The organism is Microbacterium sp. gxy059, assembly GCF_050958665.1.
GTDB lineage: Bacteria > Actinomycetota > Actinomycetes > Actinomycetales > Microbacteriaceae > Microbacterium.
Map to the genome: position 1 here is coordinate 1 of NZ_JAMXWT010000023.1, position 23527 is coordinate 23527.

Here is a 23527-nt window from a genome sequence, read left to right on the forward strand (position 1 = left end):
TTCTGGCCCGCCGACACCTCTCACGCTTCTCAGGAGCACGCCCGTGAACACCACCGTGGGGGGGGCGCCCCCCCCCCCCCCCCGCCGCCCCCCCCGCCCCCCCCCCCCCCCCCCCCCCCCCCCGCGCCCGCTTCGCGCGCAGGCGTCCCGCGGGCCCTCTCCGGCGCGGACGCGGCGCCTCTTGAGCCGCTTCCCAGCGATGACATAGGCTGGAAGGCTGTCGCCTCATCCCGCGACGGATCCGTCTCGATGCTCTCTCGAGGTCCCATGTCTTCTCCGCACCCCGCTCCCGCGCGGATGCCGCTCCATCGCGCCCTCATGCGCCTCTTCCCGTACGCCCGCCGCGACCTGCCGCGCATCGGGCTCGGCGGGCTGTCGGCGCTGGGCGCGTCGATCGTCGCGCTGCTCATCCCCACGGCCCTCGAATGGATCGTCGGCGGCCCGCTCTCGACCGGCGAGACCGGGCCGGTGGTCTGGGGCGCGCTCGCCGTGCTCGGCCTCGGCCTGCTCGAGGCGCTCATGGTGTACCTGCGCCGCTGGCTCGTGCTCGCCCCGGCCACGAGCATCGAGTACAACGTGCGGACCTCGTTCTACAACCGGCTGCAGAAGCTCCCGATCGAGTTCCACGACCGCTGGCAGGGCGGCCAGCTGCTCAGCCGCATGATGCAGGACATCGGCCTCATCCGCCGCTGGATGGCGTTCGGCCTCATCATGCTCGTCGTGAACCTGCTCACGGTGATCATCGGATCCGTCCTCCTGTTCCAGTGGCACTGGATGCTCGGGACGGTGTTCCTCGTCGCGAGCATCCCGATCCTCATCCAGGCCTTCCGCTTCGACCGCACCTACGGCGTGCTGTCCCGGCGCAGCCAGGACCAGCAGGGCGACCTCGCCACGAGCGTCGAGGAGAGCGTGCACGGCATCCGCGTGCTCAAGGCCTTCGGGCGCGGCCCGTACGCCCTCGGGCGCTTCCGGAAGCAGGCGCAGAGCCTCCGCGCGACCGAGATGAGCAAGGCCCGCGAGATCGCGATCGTCGACTTCGTCCTCGTGCTCATGCCCGAGCTCGCCTTCGCCGCGTGCCTCGCCCTCGGCATCTGGCTCGCCGCATCCGGCGACATCGGCATCTCCCAGCTGTTCGCGTTCTTCGCGATGGCCACGATCCTGCGCTGGCCCATCGAGTCGATCGGCTTCCTGTTCTCGTTCATGCTCGACGCGCGCACCGCGACCGACCGCGTGTTCGAGGTGTTCGACGCCGTCGACACCATCACCGACCCCGCCGAGCCCGCGCGGATCGACGAGCCGCGCGGCGCGCTCGCGTTCGAGGGCGCGCGCTTCCGCTACCAGGACGCGCGCGATCACGAGCGCGACCTGCTCGACGGCATCGACCTCGAGCTCGTCCCCGGCGAGACGATGGCCCTCGTCGGCCTCACCGGCAGCGGCAAGACGACCCTCACGACGCTCCCGACGCGCCTGTACGACGTCACCGGCGGGCGCGTGACGCTCGACGGCGTCGACGTGCGCGACCTCGCTCTGCGCGACCTGCGCACGCAGATCGCGACCGCCTTCGAGGACGCGACCCTCTTCTCGGCGTCGGTGCGCGAGAACGTGCTGCTGGGCCGCGACGACCTCGACCTGTTCTCGCCGGAGGCCGACCGCGTGCTCGCGGAGGCGCTCGACGTGGCGCAGGCCGAGTTCGTCGCCGACCTCCCGGAGAAGGAAGCGACCATGATCGGCGAGGAGGGGATGAGCCTCTCGGGCGGCCAGCGCCAGCGCCTCGCGCTCGCCCGCGCCGTCGCCGCGCGCCCCCGCGTCATCGTCATGGACGACCCGCTGTCGGCCCTCGACGTCGACACCGAGGAGCGCGTGCAGGAGGGACTCACGCGCGTGCTCGCGGGCACCACCGCGCTCATCGTCGCCCACCGGCCGTCGACCGTGGCGCTCGCCGACAGGGTGGCGCTGCTCGAGGACGGGCGCATCGCGGCCGTCGGCACCCACACCGAGCTCATGGCGTCGTCGCCCGCCTACCGCGCCGTCATCTCGAGCATCGAGGAGGACGAGCGGCAGGCCGAGGCGCTGCGCACCGACTCGATCCGCATCATCGAGGAGGAGACCCGATGAGCCAGACCGTCCACGGCGTCGCCGGCGAGGACCGCAGCGACTACACGGCCGACGAGAGCCGGGCGATCCGCAGGCGCTCGCTGCGCCTCCTCCTGTCGCTCCTGAAGCCCCTGAAGTGGCAGGTCGTGCTCGTCGCGATCGTCGTCGTCGCCCAGACCGGGATCCGCGTGCTCGGGCCCGCGCTGCTCGGCATCGGCCTCAACACGGCGCTGCCCGCCGTGATCGACGGGGCCGACTGGGGGCCGACCTGGCTCGTCGTCTCGGCGTACGCCGCGACCGCGATCCTCGGCGCGGTGCTCCTCGCCTGGTACGACATGCTCGCCGCGCGGGTGACGCAGAACGTGCTGCTCGACCTGCGCACGCGCGTGTTCCGGCACACGCAGATCCTCAGCCTCGAGTTCCACGAGACCTACACGTCCGGCCGCATCATCTCGCGCCAGACGAGCGACCTCGAGACGATCCGCGAGCTCCTCAACGGCGGGCTCACGCAGCTCGTCAACGGCGTGCTCTACGGGGTGTTCACCTTCGTGGCGCTGATGATCGTCGACTGGCACTCGGGCCTCGTGGTCGTCGTCGGCTGCATCCCCCTCGCTCTGCTCATGCGCTGGTTCTACCGGCGCTCGCAGCTCGCCTACCGCGCCACGCGCGTCATCAGCGCGCAGGTGATCGTGAAGTTCGTCGAGACGATGACGGGCATCCGCGCCGGCAAGGCCTTCCGCACCGAGAAGCGCAACGAGAAGGAGTTCGGCGGGCTCGCCGCCGACTACCGCGAGGCCAACATGCGCGTCATCCGCCTGTTCGGCACCTTCGAGCCGGGCCTCATGGCGATCTCGGCGTTCGCGATCGGCGTCGTCGTGCTGTGGGGCGGCGTGCGGATCACGTGGGGCGAGTTCACCGTCGGCGCGCTGCTGGCCGCCGTGCTGTACGTGCGCAACTTCTTCACCCCCCTGCAGGAGGTGGCGATGTTCATCAACTCCTTCCAGGCGGCGTCCGCGGCGCTCGAGAAGGTGTCGGGCGTGCTCGAGGAGCAGCCGTCGGTGCCCGAGCCCGTCGACCCCGAGCCGCTCGGCGAGGCGCAGGGGCACCTCGTGTTCGACGACGTCACCTTCGGATACGGGGGCGGACGCACGATCCTGCCGGAGTTCGCCCTCGACATCCCCGCGGGCCAGACGGTCGCGCTCGTCGGCACGACGGGCGCGGGCAAGTCGACCCTGGCGAAGCTCGTCTCGCGCTTCTACGACCCCACGGAGGGGCGCGTGACGCTCGACGACGTCGACCTCCGCCACCTGGCGGGGGAGGACCTGCGGCGCGCGATCGTCATGGTGACGCAGGAGGCGTACCTGTTCAGCGGCACGGTCGCCGACAACATCGCCCTGGGGCGGCCGGACGCGTCGCTCGACGAGATCGTCGCCGCGGCGAAGGCGGTCGGCGCGCACGCGTTCATCGAGCAGCTCCCCGACGGCTACGAGACCGACGTGAACAAGCGCGGCGGTCGCGTGTCGGCGGGCCAGCGACAGCTCGTGTCGTTCGCCCGCGCCTTCCTCGCCGACCCGGCGGTGCTGATCCTCGACGAGGCGACGGCCTCGCTCGACATCCCGTCCGAGAAGATGATCCAGGAGGCGCTGCAGACGCTTCTCGCCGACCGCACGGCGATCATCATCGCCCACCGCCTGTCGACCGTCGAGATCGCCGACAGGGTGCTCGTGATGGAGCACGGCCGGGTCATCGAGGACGACTCGCCCGCCGCGCTCATCGCCGGCACGGGCAAGTTCGCCCAGCTGCACGCCGCCTGGCGCGAGTCGCTCGTCTGAGCCGAGACGACGAGTGGGCCCGGGATCCGCGGATCCCGGGCCCACTCGTCACAGAGCGAAGGGAGCGACGAGGCTTCGGTAGGGGAGGGGGTTCCGAAGCCCCGCCGCTCGATCGCTGCCGGATCAGAGAGAGATCTCGGCAACCACCTCACCGTACTCGTTCTCATCGACGGGACGGAAACCGACACGGCGGAAGAAGGCCTCCGGGCCGCCCTCGCCGGGCTCGTAGACGACCGACAGGTGGTCGAAGCCGCGACGGCGGCCCTCCTCCATGACGGCCTCGACCGCGAAGCGCCCCGCGCCGCGCCCCTGGGCGTCGGCGTCGACGTTCACCCTCCACACCGCCGCGCGCAGGTAGTCGGTGGGGTCGTCGGGGTCGAAGTGGGCGCGGATGAACGCGACGACCTCCTCGCCGTCCATCACGACGCGCTGCCACGTGGTCTGCGGATCGGCGACGACCATCGCGACGGCGTACGTCGTCGGGGAGACGAACTCCTCCTGGCCCGGTTTCAGCGTGAGGCTGTTGGCAGCCACGATCGTGCGGGCGGAGAGCTCTTCCACGTGGAGGTCGGTCATACGCCCAGATTAGGGCACCGATGCCCCGGACGGAATACTTCCGGCCCGGGGCATCGAGGGGATCGCGTCAGGCGCGCACCGAGACGGGGGAGCCGACCTGCAGGAAGTAGTAGACGAACTCCGCGGCGCCCTCGGTGAGGTTGACGCATCCGTGGCTCATGCGGGCGCCCGGGCCGAAGTTGCCGTGCCAGTAGGTGCCGTGGAAGCCCTGATCGCCGTTGAAGTAGGTGATCCAGGGCACGTTCGCCGTGCAGTACCCGAAGTCCCTGCCGCCGCGCTCGGGGTCGTACTCGCCGTTCTCGTCGCACGAGCCCATGTTCTGGGTCGTGAGCTGCCCGTAGACGGTGTACTCGCCGGGCACCGTGTCGTACCCGGGCTTGCCGATCGCCATCGGGAAGCTCTCGACGAGCTTCTCCTCGCCCCCGTCGACCGACTCGTAGAAGTACGAGTGCCCGCCGGAGAGGTCGACGACGGCCCGGCGGAAGCGCTCGGTCATCTCGTGCTCCACGACCTCGCCCTCGAGCGCGATCTCGGGGGCGTCTCCCGCGCGGATCGCCTCGGCGATCTGGGCGCCTACGCCGTCGACCGAGGCGACGCGGTAGCCGTCCTGCCCCTCGGTGACGGTCTTCAGCACGTTGCCTCCGCCGTCGACGATGACCTCGCCGTCCACGACCTCCTGGCCGATCTGCTCGGGAAGCCCGTCGGCGAACTCCTGCACCTTCTGCTCGTCGACCTCGACGGACATCTCGCCGTCGTCGCCCACGGCGGGGGTGATCCACGAGGCCACGGTCGCCGCATCGGGGTGGGCGACCTCCTTCTCGTCGAGGGCGAAGGAGACGCCCTGCACCGTCGCGTCGAGGCGCGAGGCCGCTTCCTCGGCATCCTCCGTCGTGAACACGGCGCGGCGCTCGACGAGCGGGACCTCGACCGTGATCGAGGAGGATCCGGCGGCCAGCAGCGTCTCGCCCGAGGCGAGGGCCTGGGATGTCGGTCCCTCCGCGAGCGCCTCCTGGATGCGCGCCGCGAGCTCCGTCGTGTCGACGCCCGTGCCCACCTCGTCGGGGACGACCTCGTACGCGCCGTCGGAGAACTCGATCTGCGCGTTGACCGGCTCGGTGATCGACTCGGATCCGAGTTCGGCGAGCGCGGCGGCGGCGCTGCCCTCGTCGACGCTCAGCTCGGCGTCCAGCGGCGCGGGGTTCCAGGCGCCGATGTTCCAGAGCGGATGGGCGTCGAACGCGGCCTCCGCCGCGGCCTTCGCGTCGAGCTCGAGGCCGAGGTCGTCGCCCGTGAGGGTCGCCGAGGCGCCGTCGAGGGTCAGCGTGATCTCGGCGTCGCGGAGGTGCTGCGCGATGTCGGTGGTCGCGACGCCGGGCGTGCGCAGGCCCACGGACGCGCCGAGCACCGTCACGCCGGGGGCGATGAGGATGAGCGACGCGGCGATGCCGCCGGCGACCACCAGGCCCGAGGGGATGCCGATGCCCAGCCACAGCCCCTTGCGGGAGCGGCGCGGCTTCTTCTGCCCCTCCGCCTCGTCGGCGGGCGCCCCATCGGCCGGCGCCTGAGCGTCGAGCGCGGTCGTCTCCGTCTCTTCGGACGGCGTCGCGAGATCGGTCATCGTGTGTCTACCCCCGGGAAGGCGCGCGGAACCGCACCAGCTGTTCGTCTCATGCTAAGGCGCGCGGATCCTCGCACCGCCGTGCCCGGATCACGAACAGTTCACGATCCCCTGGGGATCTGTCAGGATCGGGGGAGAACACCTGCACTCCCTGAGAGGACCACATGGCTGAGATCGTCATCGTTCCGGACCGTGCCGCGGCAGGCGCGCTCGTCGCCGAGCAGATCGCGAAGCTGGTGACCGAACGTCCCGACGCCGTCCTCGGCCTCGCGACGGGATCGACGCCGCTGCCGGTCTACGAGGCGCTGCGCGAGCGCCTCGCCGACGTCGACGTCTCGCGGGTGCGGGGCTTCGCGCTCGACGAGTACGTCGGCATCGACCCCGCCCACCCCGAGTCGTACGCGTCGGTGATCCGCCGCGAGGTCGTCGAGCCCCTCGGCCTCTCGCCCGAGCTGATCCGCACGCCCCCCGCCCACGACGAGGACCTCGCAGGCGCCGGCGCGCGCTACGAGGCCGAGATCGCGGCGGCGGGCGGCATCGACCTGCAGATCCTCGGCATCGGCACCGACGGGCACATCGGCTTCAACGAGCCGGGCTCGTCGTTCGCCTCGCGCACCCGCATCAAGACGCTGACCGAGCAGACCCGCGAGGACAACGCGCGGTTCTTCGACTCGATCGACGACGTCCCCCGCCACTGCCTCACGCAGGGACTCGGGACGATCCACGACGCCCGTCACCTCGTGCTCCTCGCGTTCGGCGAGGGCAAGGCCGAGGCGCTCGCGGGGGCCGTGGAGGGGCCGGTCACGGCCTCGCTGCCCGGATCCGCGATCCAGCTGCACCCGCACGTGACGGTCGTCGTCGACGAGGCGGCGGCCTCCCAGCTGCGGTTCGCCGACTACTACCGGCACGCGTACGCCAACAAGCCGGAGTGGCAGACCATCTGATCTGCGGCGCGCGATGCGCGTGAGGGGCGGGCGCGGCGAGCGCCCCCCCCTCACGCGCATCCGGGGTCAGCGCAGGTCGCGGCGCAGCACGAGCACGCCGATGAGCACGCAGAACGCGCCGACCGCGACGCCCGCCCACGGCAGGTCGAGAGCCCAGAGGGCGAGCGTCGCGCTGACGAAGATCAGCAGCTCGACGATCGTGCGCACCCCGAGCGGCACGGCGACGACGGCGCGCGGCGAGACGAACAGCGCCCACAGGAGGATCGCGGCGACCGGCGCGCCGATCCCCGCGACGACGCTCCAGGGCATCGGCCACGCGAGGAATCCCCAGAGCGCGAGCGAGGCGAACGCGACCAGCTCGCTGGCGAGGCGCAGGACGTCGAGGACGGTCACGCGCGGGCGCGAGACGGCGGAGGAGTCGGGCATGGCGTCCAGTCTACGAAGGGCGCGTCTGAAGAACCCGCCCGGCGAGGAGGCTGCGGGTGCGCGCCTGACCGTGCGCTCCGCGCTCCTCGTGAATAGGCTGGGAGCGGGGGAATGTGACGTCGCGCGCCGCCCGGGCGCGCACCTCGCTCCCGTGAGAAGGAGACAACTGTGAGTGGATTCCTCACCGCCGTCGGAGGGGTGGGCATCGTCATCGGGCTGATCATCCTGCTCGTCGTCGCGGCGATCATCGCCCTGATCGTCGTGCTGCTCATGCGCGCCTGGTACAAGGTCGCCCGCGCCGACGAGGCCCTGGTCATCGTCGGGCGCAAGCAGAAGAAGGGCTCGGGAGACCAGGCGAACGTCACCGTCATCCGCGGCGGCGGCGCGATCGTCAACCCCATCACCCAGCGGGCCGAGACCCTGTCGCTGCGCGCGCGCCAGATCATGGTGCAGCCGACTGCCCAGTCCATCCAGGGCGTCACGGTCGACGTGACGGGCGTCGCGCTCGTCAAGGTCGGATCGGACCCCGAGTCGATCGCGCGGGCCGCCGAGCGCTTCGTGTCGCAGGACAAGGCCATCGAGGTCTTCACGACCGAGCAGCTGGAGGGCGCGCTGCGCGGCGTCGTCGCGACCCTCTCCGTCGAGCAGCTCATGCGCGACCGGCAGGAGCTCTCCGATCAGATCGCGACGCTCATCAAGAGCGACCTGGAGGAGCAGGGCCTCGTGCTCGACAGCTTCCAGATCCAGGGCATCACCGACGAGAACGGCTACATCGACGCCCTCGGCGCCGAGGAGGTCTCGAAGGTGAAGCGCCAGGCCGAGATCGCGCGCATCGACGCGGAGCGGCAGATCAAGGCGCGCGAGATCTCGACGAGCGAGGAGACGCTCATCGAGCAGACGCAGTACGACAAGAACCAGGCGGCCGCCGCGGCCGACGTGGGCGAGGCGCGCGCAGAGGCCGAGCAGGCCGAGGCGCTCGCCCGCGCGCGCGCCGAGCAGGGCGTCCTCATGCAGCAGGCGGAGAACCGTCAGGCGCAGCTGGACGCCGACGTCAAGCGCGTGGCGGACGCCGCGCAGTACGAGGAGCAGAAGAAGGCCGACGCCCGGGCCTACGGCCAGGTGAAGGACGCCGAGGCGCGCGCCGACGTGCAGCGCCGCGAGGCCGACATCAGCCAGTACGAGCAGCAGAAGCGCGCCGACGCGGAGGCCTACGCGCAGGTCAGGCGCGCCGAGGCCGACGCGCAGATGGCGGAGCGCGAGGCCGAGGCGACGCGTCTGAAGGCGCAGGCCGACGCCGACGCCGCCCGCGCCAAGGCCGAGGCCGAGGCCGACGCGATCCGCCTCGCCGGCGAGGCGAAGGCCGCGGCGATCGAGGCCGAGGCCGAGGCCCTCAAGAAGAACCAGGAGGCGGTGCTCGCGCAGCGCTCGCTCGACGTGCTCGTGCCGATGATGACCGAGTTCGCGAAGGGCTACGCGAACATCGGCAACGTCACGGTGCTGTCGGGCTCCGGCTCCGCCGAGGGCGGCGCCACGAGCCACATGGCGGGCGAGGCCGCGATGGGCATGCGCGCCATGTTCGACACCGTGCGCGAGACGACGGGCGTCGACCTCAGCGCGGTGCTGCAGGGCAGCGCGATCGGCCGCGGCATCGCGAACGGGCAGGCCGACGCCTCCCGCGCGCCGCAGCGCCCGGCCGAGCCCTCGGGGGACGCCCCCGCGGAGTGAGGCGACGCGCGTGACGGCGGGCCCGGCTTCGGCCGGGCCCGCCGTCACGCGTCGTCGGGCCTCCGCCCCTGCTCGCCGAGACCCGCCACGTGGAAGAGGAACCCGGCGACGGCGCACGCGGTGCCTGCGCCGATGAGGGCGCCGCCGAGCGTGTCGGTGAGCCAGTGCGCGCCGAGCAGGGTGCGCGACAGCGCCATCGCGAGCGTCCAGAGCGCGCCGACGACGTACGCCCACGCCCGGGGCGCGAGGATCACGAGCACCGCCGCGATCGTCGCGGCGTGCGCCGTGTGCCCGGAGGGGAACGAGCCGAAGTCCGAGGTCACGAGCATGTCCTCCGGGCGCGGCCGGGCGATGAGGTGCTTGACGCCCTGCACGGCGAGCGCGCTCGCGGCCATCGCCGCGACGGCGAAGACCGCCGCGCGACCCCGCCAGAAGAGCGCGACGACCAGGGCGAAGACCAGCGGCACGACCCAGGTGCCGATCCAGCCGCCGCCCGCGCGGTCCAGGACGTGCGCGACGTCGACCAGAGGGGCCGCCGCGCGGGCGTCTCCCATCAGCCGGTTCCACGCCGTGTCGAGCGGCGGCTCCTCCCCGCCGATCGCGACAGCGAGGCCGAGGAGGGCGCCGAGGCCGATCAGGAGCGCGCCCAGGGCGAGGAGGAAGCGCGGCCCCCGGATCCCCTCGGGCGGTGCGGCAGGCGGCATCAGCCCGCGGCCGGTCGCCGCGACGCGAGAGCCGCCCGGCGACGTCGTCCGATGACGATGAGCAGCACGATCCCGCCCACGAGGGCGAGCACGCCGGCGAGCATCGTCCAGGCGCCCATCGCGTAGACGGGGTCGGCGAACTCGGAGAAGCCGTCGACGTCTCCGCCTCCGCCGAGGAGGAAGAGGAACGTCGGCGCGATCCAGATGACGAAGCCGACGATCGCGACGACGCCTCCGAGCACGGTGAGGAGGACGCCGGGGACGAGAGACGGACCCGGGCGGGGCGTCCGCGGAGCGGGGGCGTGCGGGAGATGCTGCCCGTATGCGGGCGGAGGCGTCGGCGCGGGCTGGCCGGGGGAGGCCGCCTGCGGGTGGGGGACCGGCGGCGCCGGAGACGCGGAGGGCGGCTGCGGGGTGGCGTACGGCTGCTGCGGCGCGTACGGCTGCTGCGGCGTCGGCACGGGAGCCGGGGACGCAGACGGCGGCTGCGGGGGCCCAGGGAAGGGGGCCTGCGGGGCCTGCGGCGGCGCGGCAGGAGGCTGCCCGGAGGGATCCGATGCGCTCGGCACCTGGTCGTTCATCGTGGTCCTCTCGTCGCGTGAGATCGTCGTTCCCGCGAGCCTACGGGGGACCGCCGCGGAGGAGGGGGCCCGCCGACCGGCGAGCCCCCTCCTCCGCGCATCCGCTCAGAGCACCTTCGAGAGGAAGTCCTTCGTGCGCGGCTCCGACGGGCTGTCGAAGATCTGCGACGGCGGCCCCTGCTCGACGACCTTCCCGTCGGCCATGAACACGACGCGGTCGGCGACCTCCCGGGCGAAGCCCATCTCGTGGGTGACGAGCACCATCGTCATCCCCGAGGCGGCGAGGTCGCGGATCACCTGCAGCACCTCGCCGACCATCTCGGGGTCGAGGGCGCTCGTCGCCTCGTCGAACAGCATGATCTCGGGGCTCATCGCGAGAGCGCGCGCGATCGCGACGCGCTGCTTCTGACCTCCCGAGAGCGAGGCCGGCCGCGCGTCGGCCTTGTCGCCGAGCCCGACGCGCTCGAGCAGCTCGACGGCGCGGGCGCGGGCCTCGCCGCGGCCGAGCTTGCGCAGCTCCGTCGGGGCGAGCGCCACGTTCTCCAGCGCGGTCATGTGCGGGAACAGGTTGAAGTGCTGGAACACCATGCCGACGCGCTGCCGCACGGCGTCGAGCTCCTTGCCCTTGGCGGTGGCGATGTTCTCGCCGACGATGAGCACCTCGCCGCTCGTGACGGCCTCGAGCCGGTTGAGGCAGCGCAGCAGCGTCGACTTGCCGGAGCCCGACGGGCCGATCACCGCGACGACCTCGCCGTTGGCCACCGACAGGTCGATGCCCGTCAGCACGTGGTTCTTCCCGAACGACTTGTGCAGGTCGCGCACCTCGATGGGGTTGCCGTCGACGGTGGAGACCGGACGCGTGAAGGCGGGTTCGTTGTTCGTCATGGTCATCCCCTACTTGTTGAACTTCCGGTCGAACCAGTTGGACAGCAGCGTCAGCAGCCAGATCACGATGAAGTACATGACGCCGACGACGATCCAGATCTCGAAGGAGCGGAAGGTCGAGGCGATGACGATCCGGCCCTGGTAGGTGAGCTCGGCGAAGCCGAGCACCGACAGCAGCGAGGTGTCCTTCAGCGTGATGATGAACTGGTTGATGAGGTTGGGCGTCATGATCTTGAACGCCTGCGGCATCACGACGCGGCGCATCGACGAGCCCCAGCCGAGGCCGAGCGAGCGAGACGCCTCCATCTGCCCGGGATCCACAGACTGCACGCCGCCGCGCACGACCTCGGTGATGTACGCACCCGCGTTGAGCGAGAGCGTGATGACGCCGGCGGTGAGCGCGTCGAGCGGCCGTCCTGTGACGGCCGGCACGCCGAAGTAGAAGAAGAACGCCTGCACCAGCACGGGTGTGCCGCGGAAGATGTTCACGTAGGCGCCGGCCAGCAGCCGCAGGAAGAAGTTGCCCGAGAGCTTGAGGATGCCGAAGATGATGCCGAGCACCATCGCGAACACGATCGACAGCGCCGTCGCGAGGAGCGTCAGCCCGAGACCCTGCATGAGGGAGGGCATCGAGGCGCCGATCAGGTCGAAGAACGAGGCGGGACCGGCCTCCTCGTCGTCGATCGCGAGGTAGCGGTCGACGATCATCTGGTAGACGCCCGTGTCCTTCGCGTTCTGCAGGCCCTCGTTGAACATCTCGAGGAGCTCGGGGTTCTGCCCCTTGAGGACGGCGAAGCCGTAGTCGGCGCCGGGCTCGGGGTCCGTGACGATCTTCAACGGGACGGAGCCGGAGGCGATGCCGTACTGCAGCACGGGGGCGTCCTCGAAGGTGGCGACCGAGTTGCCGGCGGCGACGTCGTTGTACATGTCGGCCGAATCCTGGAACGAGTTGACCTCGAAGCCGATCTCGTCGGCGAGCTCGTTCGCGAAGTCGGATCCCGTCGTGCCGTTCTTCACCGCGACGTTCTCGCCCGCGAGGTCCTCGTACGAGGTGATGTCGCTGTCCTCGGCCACCGCCATCTGGGTGCCCGACTCGTAGTACGGATCCGAGAAGTCGAACGTCTTCTCGCGCTCGTCCGTGATCCCCATGCCCGCGATGACGCCGTCGGCCTGGCCCGCCTCGAGAGCGGCGAGGGCGCCGTCGAACCCGAGCGTGTTGATCTCGACCTCGAAGCCCTGGTTCGCGGCGATGGCGCGCAGCAGGTCCATGTCGATGCCGACGTTCTCGCCGCCCTCCTGGAAGATGAACGGCGCGAAGGTCGTGTCGGTCGCGATCGCGAACGTGCCGTTCTCGACGGGCGTGTCGATCGCGAAGTCCGGGTGCTCCGGCAGCTCGCCGGGCTCGCCGGGGTCGAGCGTCTCGTTGCCGAGGGCCGCCCGGCCGCCGCCGATCGTCTTCGCGTCGGGCGCGTCCTCCCCGAGGTAGTCGTCGAGGATCGCCTGGTAGTCGCCGCTGGCGATCACGTTCTTGAGGCCCTCGTTGAACGCCTCGCGCAGCGCCTCGTTCTCCCCCTTCTTGACGCCCATGCCGTAGCTCGACGCCTTCTCCTGGTCGGTGACCGTCTTGAGGTCGACGTTCCCCGTCGCGATGCCGTAGGCGAGGATCGGGTAGTCGTCGAAGGTCGCGACCGAGTTGCCGGCGGAGACGTCGCTGTAGGCGTCGGCGGCGTCCTGGAAGCCCGTGACGTCGAAGCCGATCTCCTCGCCCAGCTCCTCGGCGAAGGCGTATCCCTCCGTGCCGGTCTTCGCCGACACCGTCTCGCCCGCCAGGTCGTCGTAGCTCGCGATCGAGTCGTCGTCCTTCCCGACCGCCATCTGGATGCCCGAGTCGAAGTACGGGTTGGAGAAGTCGAAGATCTCCTCGCGCTCCGCGGTGATCGACATGCCGGCCATCACGGCGTCGGCCTGGCCGGCCTGCACCGCGGCGAGGGCGCCGTCGAACCCGAGCACGTCGATCTGCACGTCGAAGCCCTGGTCCTCGGCGATCGCGTGGATGAGGTCGATGTCGATGCCGCGCAGCTCGCCGTCGCGCTGGAACTCGAACGGCGCCCACGTGGTGTCGGTCGCGATCGTGAAGGTCTCGCCCTCCACGCCGTTCTCGGCGTCGGCATCGGCGATGGCCTGCGCGGCGCCGACCGCCCCGCCGACCGTGAACAGCAGGATGAGCATCGCGGTCAGGCTGGCGAGCGCCGACGTGCGGTTGTCGCGCCACCACTCCGCGGTTCGTCTGATGGGGTTCATGGGATCCTCTTCGCCGTCTCCGGCATTCTTGTGAATTCGCTGTACAGACACGCATTCAAGCACGGAGGGCGCCGCTCGTGGGGAGCGCGGACGCGCGGCGGGCGAAGAAGGCCCCGCAGAGGAAAAGCCCCTCACCCGGATGGAGAAACCCAGGTGAGGGGCTTTTTCTGCGGAGGATGGGGGATTTGAACCCCCGAGGGCGTGAACCCAACACGCGTTCCAAGCGTGCGCCATAGGCCGCTAGGCGAATCCTCCTCAGCCCGTGAGGGCCGACGACCATCCTACCCCGAGCGCGGCGGCCCTCCCAAACGCGCGCGTGTCCAGAGGGAGCGGGGGAGAGCCGCGCGGGCCAGCCGGCGCCCCGGCGCGGCGGGCCGGAGCGACCGGGAGATGCGCCTCAGCGGCGCGTCCAGGCCCGTCTCCGTCGTCTCCCCGCGCGCGAACGCCGCGCGCTCCACGGCGCCGACGACGGCCTCGGTCGCCTGCGGGTCGCCGCCCGCCGCCGTGATCCTGCCTCCCACGGCGCGGGGCGAGTCGGCCGCCGTCACGGGAAGGCGGGCGTCCTGCGCGATCGCGCGCAGCTCGCGCCACGCCGCCCCCGCGTCGCCTGCGCGCGCGGCGCGGCGGCGCGCCGCCCCGATCACCGCCCGCACGATCGCCGGCGCGGCCAGCAGGGCGAGCGCGCCGAGCGCGACGCCGACGGCGCGCAGGGCCGCCAGCGGATCGCCGGAGGCATCCGGCCCGCCCGGCGCGCCCGCGTCGGGATCCTGGTCGGGCCGCTCGGCGGGATCGGGGACCTCCGACTCCTCCGGCTCGGCCGTCGGCGACGGATCCGTCGTCTCCTCCGGCTCGGGAGCCGGGCGCTCGGTGTCGTCGGGGGCGGCGCCCCGCGCGGGCGCGAGGCCGGGCGTCGGCTCGAAGGCGACCCAGCCGAGATCGCCGAGGAACGCCTCGGGCCAGGCGTGCAGCCGGCCGCTGTCGACCGCGTACTCGCGGAGACCGCCGACGGAGCGGCCCGTCGCCTCCCCCGGGAGGTAGCCGACGACGATCCGCGTGGGCACCCCGAGCGCGCGGGACACGAGCGAGAACGTCGCCGCGAAGTGCACGCAGTAGCCCTCGCGCACCTCGAGGAAGCGCTCGAGCGCGTCGAACCCGCTGCCGTCGAAGCCCTCCTCGACCGGGGCGGTCAGCGAGTAGGAGAACTCGCCGGAGCGCAGCCAGTCCTGCAGCGTCACGAGGGAGTCGTAGGGGCGCGAGGCGTCGAGGCCGAGGTCGCGCGGCACCGCCTCGAGCGCGGGAGGGAGGGGCGCGTCGATGCGCCGCGCCTCGGCGGCCAGCTCGCCGAGCAGGCGGGCGTCCCGCGGCGGATCGGCCGCGATCGCGCGCGCCTCGGCGGCGGACGGCTCCGCCGAGCGGAAGGACACCTCGTACTGCTCGCCGAGCGACGAGGGGCCGCCGGCCGTCACCGTCGCGGCGCGGGGGTCGGCCACCCACCCTGGGCGCATGCCGGACTGGGCGACCGGGTGGGCGGGCAGCGGCAGGCGCGGATCGTCGAGCCCGACGACGTCGACGACCGCGGTCTCCTCGCGCACGGTCCCGTCGGGGAGCCGGATCGGCGGGAGCGTCTCGGCGGGCCCGTCGCTCGCGGGCTCGTCGGGGACCCACGCCTCGCCGTCGAAGGTCGTGACGGTGGCGACGCGCAGGTAGGGGGCGCGCGCCGCGTCGGTGCGCACCCGCAGGACCTCGGTCCCCGAGGCGTCGCGGAGGTCGTCGCCCAGATCGAGCGCGGCGTCGATGCGCGTCGAGCGAGGGCCGGATCCGTCGAACGCGAGGGGGCGGAGGGCGACCTCGGGCGCGACGGCGAGGCCCGCGACGATGGCGCAGACCGCGAGGGCCGCCCCGACGCCGAGCGCGCCCCTGCCGCGCCGCGCGCGGGGGACGCGGACGCGAGACGAGACCAGCAGCAGCGCGAGGAGCAGGGGGACGTGGACGAGCGCGAGGGCGAGATCGTCGCCCTGGGGCACGGCGATCTGTGGGAGCGCGAAGACGGCGAGCAGCAGCGCCGCCGCGGCGAGCGGGGCGCGCAGGGCGGCGACGAGGAGGTCCGCGAGGAGCGCGAGCGCGCCGACCGCGACGATGAGGAGGAACGCGAGGGCGGGGCTCGGGTCGACCGGGATGACGCCCGTGACGATCTCGTGCGCGCTCTGCGCCACGATCTCGTGCACCCGCCCCGGCGTGGCCCGGCCGATCGATCCGGGGAGGGCGACGAGACCGCCCGCGATCCACACCGCGAGCTGCGCGAGGACGGCGACCGCTCCCGGCAGCCGGGTCATCCGCACGACGAGCCCTGCGCCGATCACGGCGACGGCGAGCGTCGCGGCCGCCGGGATCCAGGAGGAGCCGAACGGCCGGATGAGCGGCAGCAGCGAGGAGGCGACGGCCGCCAGGGTCATCGCGGCGAGGGCGGCGCGCTCGCCGCGGCTCGGGCGCCGGCGAGCGCCGGTCACGGGCGCCTCCCGCCGCGGACGGCGCGCCAGGCCGCCGCGACGTCGTCCCGCAGCTCGGCGACGCGCCACCCGCGCGCCGCGGCCCGCTCGAGGTCGTCGTCCGACGCGGATGACAGGAGGATCCGCGCGCCCCGTCCGCGCGCGGGAGGGGGTGCGCCCGTCGTGCGCACGTCGACGACGACGTCGGCCTCGGGAGACGCCGCGGACGCCGCGAGCGCGCGGGGCTCGACGAGCGCGAGCGCATCGAGCAGGCCGGCCCCGCGCGGGTCGGCCTCGTCGACGCGTCCGATCGGCTGGAGCGCCTGGTCGACGACCTCGACGGAGAACCCCCGGGATCCGAGGTGGACGGCGACGGACGCGACCGCCGAGACGGCGACGTCCATCGGGTCGGGGGAGGGGGAGAGCAGGGAAGCGGCGTCGGGGGCGGACGTCGGAGCGGGGGTCAGGTCGAGGACGACGACCGCGCTGCGCGCCCCGTCGCTCTCCTCGTCGCGCACCATGAGCGCGCCGTGCCTCGCGGAGGCGCGCCAGTGCACGCGACGCATCGTGTCGCCGGGGGCGTACGGGCGGGGGATGAGGTCGTCCGCGCCCTGTCCGCGCCGCGCGGGGCGGGGATCCGGGCTCTCCCCTCCCGCCTCGACGGCCGAGACGTCGTCGAGGTCGATGACGGCGGGCGTGGCGACGAGCTCGGCGATGCCGCCCGCGCGGATGCGCGCCCGCGCGAGCCCCAGCGGATCCTCGACGAGGAGCCGGAGGGGGCCGATCCGGTGCCGTCCGCGGGCGCGCGGCACGACGCGGGCGTCGAGCGCGAGCCGGCCCTCCTCGCTCTCGAGCCTGGCCTCGGCGAGGTCGACGCCGGGCGGAGTCTCCTCGACCGCGTCGCGCACGTCGACGGCCGCGAGGGGGCGCAGCGTCGTGCGGATGCGCGCCGCGGATCCGACGGGGACCCGGTCGCGGGCCAGCGCGCGCCTCGCTTCGCGGGGCCGGGGCGCGAGGAGGACGACGAGCGCGGAGAGCAGGAGGAGCGCGGCGGCGGACAGGCCCGCGAAGACGAGCTCGATGCGACCGGCGAGCCCGCCCGCCGCGAGAGCCGCTCCGGCGAGGACGGCGAGGGCGACGCCCCGGCGGGTGGGGCGCGGGATCGCCGCGGCGCGGCCGGGGCGCTCGCGCATCGTCACGGGGAGGTCGGCAGCGGAGCCACGGACGCGAGGACCTCGTCGACGATGCGCGCGGCCGCCTCGTCGTCGCGCGCCAGCGCCGTGCGGGTGGGCACGAGCCGATGCGCGAGCACGGCGCCCGCGAGGCCGGAGACGTCGTCGGGCAGGACGAAGTCGCGGCCCTTCAGGGCCGCGTGCGCCTTGGCCGCGCGCACGAGCTGCAGGGTGGCGCGCGGGCTCGCCCCGAGCCGGAGGTCGGGGTGCGCGCGGGTGGCCTGGGAGACGGAGACGGCGTAGCGCTCGACGACGGGGGCGACGTGCACGCGCCGCGCGAAGGCGATCAGCCGCGCGATCTCGTCGAGGGAGACGACGGGGCGGATGGCCGACAGGGGGTTCTCGGCGTCTCGCTGGCGCAGCATGAGCGCCTCGGCCTCGGCATCCGGATACCCCATCGACAGGCGCATCATGAAGCGGTCGAGCTGCGCCTCGGGGAGGGCGTAGGTGCCGTCCATCTCGAGCGGGTTCTGGGTCGCGACGACGAGGAACGGGGACGGCAGCGGGTGCGTGCGGCCGTCGACGGTGACCTGCCGCTCCTCCATCGCCTCGAGCAGTGCCGACTGCGTCTTCGGCGACGAGCGGTTGATCTCGTCGGCGATCACGATGTTCGCGAAGACGGCGCCGCGGGAGAACTCGAACGCGTGCGAGGCGGGGGAGAAGATCGACACGCCCGTGACGTCGCCCGGCAGCAGGTCGGGGGTGAACTGGATGCGGCGCACGTCGGCGTCGACCGCCGCCGCGAGGGCGCGGGCGAGCATGGTCTTGCCGACGCCAGGCACGTCCTCCACGAGCAGATGGCCCTCCGCGAGCAGGGTGACGAGGGCGGCGCGCAGCGCGTGCTCCTTGCCGTCGATCACGCCCCGCATGGCCTCGAGGACGCGATCGGTCGTCTCGCGGAACTCGTGCGCCGTCATCGCCGACGGCGGGGGAAAAGAGTCGAGCATGAGGCTCCTGCGTTCGCGGGGACGGGCGACGGCGCCAGCCTATCGCCGGGGCCGACACGCGAGGCGCGCGCCCGGGCCGCCTCGGTTGGCCTCGCGCCCGGCGCGGCTGTTAGGCTGATGACGGCTCTCCGCGTGACGGCATCCAGGCCAACTCCCCCAGGACGGAAACGTAGCAAGGGTAACCGGGCTCTGTCGGGTGCGCGGAGAGTCTTCTTCGTCCTCCGGCCGGTCAGGCGCTCCGCGCCCGGTGCCGGCGCACCGCCGCCCGGTTCGCGCACCGGGTCGAGCAGAAGCGCTGCCGGCCGTTCCGCGTGACGTCGACGACGACCCGCGTGCAGGGATCCGCGGCGCAGCGCGCGAGCCGGTGCATGCCGCGCGTCGCGAGATGCAGCGCCGTGCCCACGCTGATGACCGCCGCCAGGGCGTCGGACATCGTGCGGTCCTCGTCGCGGTAGTGCAGGTGCCACCCCTCGTCGTCGTGATCGGTCAGGCGCGGGTAGGCCGCGACCGCCGCCATCTGCGCGTTGAGCCGCCGGGCGCGCTCGGCGGGCGAGGGGGCGTCGACGACCTCGAGCCAGTCGTCGATCACCCCGCGGGTGCGCGCGTGGTCGTCCGGGGCGGCCGGCCAGCGCAGCGTCATCCCGAAATCCCGTGTGCGCGCGAAGACCCCCGCGCGGTCCGCGGGCCAGTCGTTCGCGAGCGAGGCCGCGAGGAGCGCCGCGTACTCACCGTAAGGGTTGAGATGCATACGGGCATTACATCACGCTGGGAGCATGACGCGCACCGCCCTTCATCCCGCTCCCCGCGCGGAGCTCCACGAGCACGCCTGGGAGACCGAGTCGACCCATCTCACCTCGGGCGGGCGGATCCGCTACGTCCGCTGCGCGATCTGCGGATCCCGCCGCGTCGACGCGCAGCCCCTCGGGGCACTCGCGCCCTCCGCCGCGAGCCGCACCGTCGGGTGATGGGCGGCGCCACCGTCATGTCCGATTCCCGCCGGAGCGCGGGCCGCCCGCGTGCCAGAGTGGAGGCATGACGACGCGGATGGGATTCGACGAGTGCTATCGCGCCGTCAGCGCCCGCGACCGCCGATTCGACGGACAGTTCGTCACCGCCGTGCGCACGACGGGCATCTACTGCCGCCCCAGCTGCCCCGCGCGGACGCCGCTGCCGGCCAACGTCTCCTTCTACCCCACCTCCGCCGCCGCGCACGAGGCGGGGTACCGCGCCTGCCGACGCTGTCTGCCGGAGGCCGCGCCGGGATCGCCCGCGTGGGACATCCGAGGAGACGCGGCGGCCAGGGCCCTCCGGCTCATCGCCGACGGCATCGTCGATCGCGAGGGCGTCTCCGGCCTCGCCGCGCGTCTCGGCTACTCGTCTCGCCACCTCGGGCGGCTCCTCGCCGACGAGCTGGGCGCGGGACCCCTCGCGCTCGCCCGCGCGCACCGCGCGCACACCGCCAGGGCGCTCCTCGTCGAGACCGACCTGCCGATGGGCGACGTCGCCTTCGCCGCGGGCTTCGCGAGCGTGCGGCAGTTCAACGACACCGTGCGGCAGGTGTTCGCCCTCTCGCCCACGCGCCTGCGCGCCCTGCGCCCTGGACAGCGCGCCGCTCCGGGCGAGATCTCGCTCTCCCTCCCCGTGCGCGAACCGTTCGACGCGCCGGGGCTCTTCCGGTGGATGGCGTCGCGCGCGGTCGCCGGAGTGGAGGAGGCGGACGACGCCTCCTTCTCCCGCACCCTGCGTCTCGCCCGCGGATCCGCCTGGTTCCGCGTGCGCGCCGACGACGGCGTGCGGCTCACCGCGCACCTGCAGGACCTGCGCGATCTCGGCTCCCTCATCGGGAGGGTCCGGCGCCTGTTCGACCTCGACGCCGACCCGGTCGCGGTCGACGCCGCGCTCTCCGCCCATCCCGAGCTCGCGCCGCTCGTCGCGGCCGCGCCTGGCGCCCGCGTCCCCGGGGCGGCCGACCCCGGCGAGATGCTCGTGCGGGCGATGGTCGGCCAGCAGATCTCCGTCGCCTCGGCGCGCACGCTGCTCGGCCGCCTCGCCGACCGACTGGGCGAGCGCCTCGAGATCGCGGGGGAGGAGAGGACCCTCTTCCCGACGCCCGAGGCGATTGCGGAGCGCGGGCGCGACGCCCTGCGCGGTCCCGCCCGGCGCGTCGACGCGATCGTCGGCGCGGCCGCCGCGCTCGCCGACGGCTCGCTCTCCCTCACGGGCGCGGAGGACGCCGCCGAGCAGCGCGCGGCCCTCCTCGCCCTCCCCGGCGTCGGGCCGTGGACCGCCGACTACGTGCGCATGCGGGTGTCGGGGGATCCCGACGTGCTGCTCACGGGCGACCTCGCGCTTCGCCAGGGAGCGGCGCGCGCCGGCATCCCCGACTCGCCGCGCGCGCTCGCCGCGTGGGGAGAGCGCCTCGCCCCGTGGCGCTCGTACGCCGCCATCCGCCTCTGGGCGAACGCCCGGGCACCGAAGACAGGAGACGCCTGATGGCACTCGTCGACCAGCTCCAGACCCCCGACGGCGCGTTCGCGATCGTCGCCGACGCCGACGGGGCCGTGCTCGCCTCGGGATGGACGGACTGCGTCCCCGCGCTCCTCGAGCGGATCCACCCGTCGCTCCGGCCCGAGGGGCTCAGGGAGGAGCCGCTCGCCGCGTCCGACGCGGTGCGCGCGTTCTACGAGGGAGACCTCGCCGCCGCGATGCGGGTCCCCGTCCGCCAGCGGGGGACCGACCTGCAGGTGCGCGGGTGGCGGGCGCTGCGCGAGATCCCGCCCGGAGAGCCCCTCGCCTACGCGCAGTTCGCCGCGGTCCTCGGGGCGCCGCGCGCCGTGCGGGCGGCCGCAGGCATCTGCGCCCGGAACGCCCCGGCCCTGTTCGTGCCCTGCCACCGCGTGCTCCGCGGCGACGACAGCATGGGCGGGTTCGCGTGGGGCGTCGACGTCAAGCGTGCGCTGCTCGCGCGCGAGAGCGGCGCCTGACGATCCGCTCCGGACCGCGCGGAGGCCTCCCGCGAGCGCCCGCGCGCCGGTAGGTTGAAGCCGTGGCGAGAAGCATCTACATCTCATCCGCCGAGGGGCACTCGGGCAAGTCGACCGTCGCGCTCGGGGTGCTCGACTCGCTGAGCCGCGTCGCGCCGCGGGTGGGGGTCTTCCGCACCATCGCGCGCTCGACCCAGGAGCGCGACTACGTGCTCGAGATGCTGCTCGATCACGACGGCGTCGACCTCGACTACGACGAGTGCGTGGGCACCACCTACGACGCGGTGCGCGCCGACGCCGAGGCCGCGCTCGTCGACATCGTCGACCGCTTCACGCGCGTCTCCTCGCGCTGCGACGCGGTCGTGGTGCTCGGCAGCGACTACACCGACGTCGGCAGCCCTGCCGAGCTCGCGTTCAACGCGCGGATCGCGGCGAACCTCGGCACGCCCGTGCTGCTCGTGCTCGGCGGACGCCGGCGCCAGGGGCAGACCGAGGCGCTCGGCTCGACCGAGGCCCGCACCCCCGAGCAGATGGGGCAGATCGCGTCGCTCGCCGTCGAGGAGCTGCGTCGCGGGAACGCCGAGCTCGCCGCGACGATCGTCAACCGCGCCGACGGCGATCGCGCCGACGAGATCGTCCGCTCCGTCTCCGCGCACACGCCGGACGCTCCGGTGTGGGCGATCCCGGAGGACCGCTTGCTCGTCGCCCCCACGATGGGAGACGTCCTCCGCGCCGTCGACGGCGAGCTCGTGAAGGGCGACGAGGCGCTCCTCGGGCGCGAGGCGCTCGGCGTCACGATCGCGGGCATGTCGATGGCCAACGTCCTGCCCCGCCTCGACGAGGGCGACGTCGTGCTCATCGCGGCCGATCGCGGCGACGCGCTGCTCGCCGCCCTCACGGCGAACAGCTCCGGCACCTTCCCCTCGCTCGCGGGCATCGTGCTGAACGGCCCCTTCGAGATCCCCGAGCCGCTCCAGCGCCTCGTCGACGGCCTCGCCACCTCGATCCCCCTCATCCGCACCGCGGGCGACACCTATCCCACCGCCGTGCGCATCATGAGCACCCGGGGGCGCTTCGCCGCGTCCAACGCGCAGCGGTACAACAGGGCCCTCAGCCTGTTCGAGCAGAACGTCGACATCGACGAGCTCGTGCGGGTGCTCGGCGTCGCCAGCGCGACGGTCGTCACGCCCCTCATGTTCCAGCACCGCCTCATCGAGCGGGCGCGCGCCGACCGCAGGCACATCGTCCTGCCCGAGGGCGACGACGACCGCATCCTCCGCGCGGCGGCCGTGCTCCTCGAGCGCGGCGTCGTGCGCCTGACCGTCCTCGGCGAGCCGTTCGAGGTGCGGGCGCGGGCGATCGAGCTCGGTCTCGACATCGCGGGCGCCGAGGTGCTGAGCCCCTTCGACCCCGTGCACATCGATCGCTTCGCGGTCGAGTACGCCCGCCTGCGCGCGCACAAGGGCATGACCTACGAGAAGGCAGCGGACCTCATGACCGACGTGTCGTACTTCGGCACGATGATGGTCCACCTGGGTCTCGCCGACGGCATGGTGTCCGGGGCCGCGCACACGACCGCGCACACGATCCGCCCCTCGTTCGAGATCATCAAGACCCGGCCCGGCGTCTCCGTCGTCTCGAGCGTCTTCCTCATGGCGCTCGCCGACCGCGTGCTCGTGTACGGCGACTGCGCCGTCATCCCCGACCCCACGAGCGAGCAGCTCGCCGACATCGCCGTGTCGTCGGCCGCGACCGCCAGGCAGTTCGGCATCGAGCCGCGCGTGGCGATGCTCTCGTACTCGACGGGGGAGTCGGGATCGGGCGCCGACGTCGAGAAGGTGCGCGAGGCCACCCGGCTGGCGAGGGAGCGCGCCCCGGAGCTGCCCGTCGAAGGGCCGATCCAGTACGACGCGGCCTCCGACGTCGCCGTCGCCCGCGCGAAGATGCCGGAGTCGCAGGTCGCCGGCCGCGCCACGGTGTTCGTCTTCCCCGACCTCAACACGGGGAACAACACCTACAAGGCCGTGCAGCGGTCGGCAGGCGCCGTCGCGATCGGCCCCGTGCTGCAGGGGCTGAACCGGCCCATCAACGACCTGTCGCGCGGCGCGCTCGTCGACGACATCGTCAACACCGTGGTCATCACGGCGATCCAGGCGCAGCAGTGATCCCCGGCCCCGTCACGGAAGGGAGCG

19 protein-coding genes, 1 tRNA gene and 1 other RNA gene are annotated in these 23527 nt (G+C 73.2%); 9 read left to right on the forward strand and 12 right to left on the reverse strand.

The features are described from left to right. The first annotated feature begins 267 nt into the window (after positions 1-267). Positions 268-2115 (forward strand): ABC transporter ATP-binding protein, encoded by a 1848-nt coding sequence (locus NHL53_RS12220; RefSeq protein ID WP_433777146.1) that lies wholly within the window; start codon positions 268-270, stop codon positions 2113-2115. Then, positions 2112-3926: an ABC transporter ATP-binding protein gene (locus NHL53_RS12225; RefSeq protein WP_433777147.1), complete on the forward strand. Its 1815-nt coding sequence runs from the start codon at positions 2112-2114 to the stop codon at positions 3924-3926. The genes NHL53_RS12220 and NHL53_RS12225 overlap by 4 nt, the downstream gene beginning before the upstream one ends. A gap of 123 nt (positions 3927-4049) precedes the next feature. Here the strand turns inward: NHL53_RS12225 and NHL53_RS12230 are convergent, their stop codons facing one another. Together NHL53_RS12230 and NHL53_RS12235 are read right to left on the reverse strand one after the other, a co-directional pair. Next, positions 4050-4502: a GNAT family N-acetyltransferase gene (locus NHL53_RS12230; protein WP_433777148.1), complete on the reverse strand. Its 453-nt coding sequence runs from the start codon at positions 4500-4502 to the stop codon at positions 4050-4052. A gap of 67 nt (positions 4503-4569) precedes the next feature. Then, positions 4570-6120, reverse strand: coding sequence for a peptidoglycan binding domain-containing protein (locus tag NHL53_RS12235; RefSeq protein ID WP_433777149.1), 1551 nt, complete (start codon positions 6118-6120; stop codon positions 4570-4572). 164 nt (positions 6121-6284) lie between these two features. Between NHL53_RS12235 and NHL53_RS12240 the strand changes: the two genes are divergently transcribed. After that, on the forward strand, positions 6285-7064 hold the full coding sequence (locus NHL53_RS12240; RefSeq protein ID WP_433777150.1) for a glucosamine-6-phosphate deaminase: 780 nt from the start codon (positions 6285-6287) through the stop codon (positions 7062-7064). 66 nt (positions 7065-7130) lie between these two features. Here the strand turns inward: NHL53_RS12240 and NHL53_RS12245 are convergent, their stop codons facing one another. Next, a complete protein-coding gene (locus NHL53_RS12245; protein ID WP_433777151.1) occupies positions 7131-7490 on the reverse strand; it encodes a YrdB family protein in 360 nt (119 codons plus the stop codon). Positions 7491-7658: 168 nt separating this feature from the next. Between NHL53_RS12245 and NHL53_RS12250 the strand changes: the two genes are divergently transcribed. Continuing rightward, positions 7659-9215: a flotillin family protein gene (locus NHL53_RS12250; RefSeq protein WP_433777152.1), complete on the forward strand. Its 1557-nt coding sequence runs from the start codon at positions 7659-7661 to the stop codon at positions 9213-9215. Positions 9216-9259: 44 nt separating this feature from the next. On the opposite strand, the gene NHL53_RS12255 is transcribed toward NHL53_RS12250, so the two are convergent. The 8 genes from NHL53_RS12255 to NHL53_RS12290 form a co-directional block, all read right to left on the reverse strand. After that, positions 9260-9919, reverse strand: coding sequence for a phosphatase PAP2 family protein (locus NHL53_RS12255; protein WP_433777153.1), 660 nt, complete (start codon positions 9917-9919; stop codon positions 9260-9262). Further along, positions 9919-10380 carry a hypothetical protein gene (locus tag NHL53_RS12260; protein ID WP_433777154.1) on the reverse strand — a complete coding sequence of 154 codons (462 nt, stop codon included), beginning with the start codon at positions 10378-10380 and terminating at the stop codon, positions 9919-9921. Before NHL53_RS12260 ends, NHL53_RS12255 begins: the two co-directional genes overlap by 1 nt. Positions 10381-10605: 225 nt before the next feature. Further along, positions 10606-11385, reverse strand: a complete 780-nt coding sequence (locus tag NHL53_RS12265; RefSeq protein WP_433777155.1) for an amino acid ABC transporter ATP-binding protein — start codon at positions 11383-11385, stop codon at positions 10606-10608. Positions 11386-11394: 9 nt separating this feature from the next. Next, a complete protein-coding gene (locus NHL53_RS12270) occupies positions 11395-13686 on the reverse strand; it encodes an ABC transporter substrate-binding protein/permease (RefSeq protein WP_433777156.1) in 2292 nt (763 codons plus the stop codon). A gap of 170 nt (positions 13687-13856) precedes the next feature. Next, positions 13857-13941: transfer RNA gene (locus NHL53_RS12275), tRNA-Ser, on the reverse strand. Between the two features lie 26 nt (positions 13942-13967). Then, positions 13968-16193 (reverse strand): transglutaminaseTgpA domain-containing protein, encoded by a 2226-nt coding sequence (locus tag NHL53_RS12280; protein WP_433777157.1) that lies wholly within the window; start codon positions 16191-16193, stop codon positions 13968-13970. Beyond that, positions 16190-17365, reverse strand: a complete 1176-nt coding sequence (locus tag NHL53_RS12285; RefSeq protein WP_433777183.1) for a DUF58 domain-containing protein — start codon at positions 17363-17365, stop codon at positions 16190-16192. The genes NHL53_RS12280 and NHL53_RS12285 overlap by 4 nt, the downstream gene beginning before the upstream one ends. A gap of 2 nt (positions 17366-17367) precedes the next feature. Beyond that, positions 17368-18351, reverse strand: a complete 984-nt coding sequence (locus NHL53_RS12290; protein WP_433777158.1) for an AAA family ATPase — start codon at positions 18349-18351, stop codon at positions 17368-17370. A gap of 119 nt (positions 18352-18470) precedes the next feature. On the opposite strand from NHL53_RS12290, the gene ffs reads away from it, so the two are divergent. Continuing rightward, positions 18471-18567, forward strand: an RNA gene (gene ffs / locus NHL53_RS12295) — signal recognition particle sRNA small type. Between the two features lie 13 nt (positions 18568-18580). Here ffs and NHL53_RS12300 read toward each other — a convergent pair. Next, positions 18581-19099, reverse strand: coding sequence for a CGNR zinc finger domain-containing protein (locus NHL53_RS12300; protein ID WP_433777159.1), 519 nt, complete (start codon positions 19097-19099; stop codon positions 18581-18583). A 25-nt stretch (positions 19100-19124) separates the two neighbouring features. On the opposite strand from NHL53_RS12300, the gene NHL53_RS12305 reads away from it, so the two are divergent. The 4 genes from NHL53_RS12305 (at position 19125) to pta (ending at position 23500) form a co-directional block, all read left to right on the forward strand. Further along, positions 19125-19316, forward strand: a complete 192-nt coding sequence (locus NHL53_RS12305; protein ID WP_433777160.1) for a hypothetical protein — start codon at positions 19125-19127, stop codon at positions 19314-19316. Between the two features lie 67 nt (positions 19317-19383). Continuing rightward, positions 19384-20844 (forward strand): AlkA N-terminal domain-containing protein, encoded by a 1461-nt coding sequence (locus NHL53_RS12310; protein WP_433777161.1) that lies wholly within the window; start codon positions 19384-19386, stop codon positions 20842-20844. After that, the gene (locus NHL53_RS12315) at positions 20841-21335 is read left to right on the forward strand and encodes a methylated-DNA--[protein]-cysteine S-methyltransferase (protein WP_433777184.1); all 495 of its coding nucleotides are present in this window, start codon (positions 20841-20843) and stop codon (positions 21333-21335) included. The genes NHL53_RS12310 and NHL53_RS12315 overlap by 4 nt, the downstream gene beginning before the upstream one ends. Before the next feature lie 62 nt (positions 21336-21397). Next, positions 21398-23500: a phosphate acetyltransferase gene (gene pta / locus NHL53_RS12320; protein ID WP_433777162.1), complete on the forward strand. Its 2103-nt coding sequence runs from the start codon at positions 21398-21400 to the stop codon at positions 23498-23500. The last annotated feature ends 27 nt before the right edge of the window (positions 23501-23527 follow it).